Genomic DNA, 520 nt, shown 5'->3' with positions numbered 1-520 from the left:
GAACATTACCAACGCTTAACCAAACAAGCCGTTGCATTAATTGAATCAGAACCCGATCTAACTGCTAATCTAGCTAATATCAGCTCATTATTATTCATGGAGTTGGATGAATTAAATTGGGCAGGCTTCTATTTAATGAAGCAGGACCAATCTAAGGAAAAAGACGAACTTGTGCTTGGCCCATTCCAAGGTCAACCAGCTTGTGTTCGAATTCCGGTAGGGCGTGGTGTGTGTGGAACTGCGGTCGCGACGAATACAGTTCAGCGCATTCATGATGTTCATGAATTCGAAGGACACATCGCTTGTGACGCTGCAAGTAACTCAGAAATCGTTATACCATTTTCGATTGACGGGAAAATTGCGGGCGTTCTTGATATCGATAGCCCAAATGTTGGCCGTTTTTCTCAAATTGACGAGGACGGATTAACATTTTTCATGGCAGAAGTGGAAAAGCTGCTTAATTCGCACGCGAACAAGGCATAAATTATTCTCTTACTGTGGTTTTTCCCAAGCATCTCTC

The 520-nt window shown here is 42.9% G+C and carries 1 protein-coding gene; it reads left to right on the top strand.

Going from position 1 to position 520, the window contains the following annotated elements:
- Positions 1-483: GAF domain-containing protein (locus AB4496_RS16410; protein WP_372131381.1), on the top strand; the 483-nt coding region annotated here is incomplete at its 5' end.
- Positions 484-520: the final 37 nt, after the last annotated feature.

Source organism: Vibrio sp. 10N.222.46.A1, from assembly GCF_041473595.1.
GTDB lineage: Bacteria > Pseudomonadota > Gammaproteobacteria > Enterobacterales > Vibrionaceae > Vibrio > Vibrio tasmaniensis_A.
The sequence above is the reverse complement of the archived record's forward strand: the minus strand, read 5'-3'. Positions and strand labels throughout refer to the sequence as shown.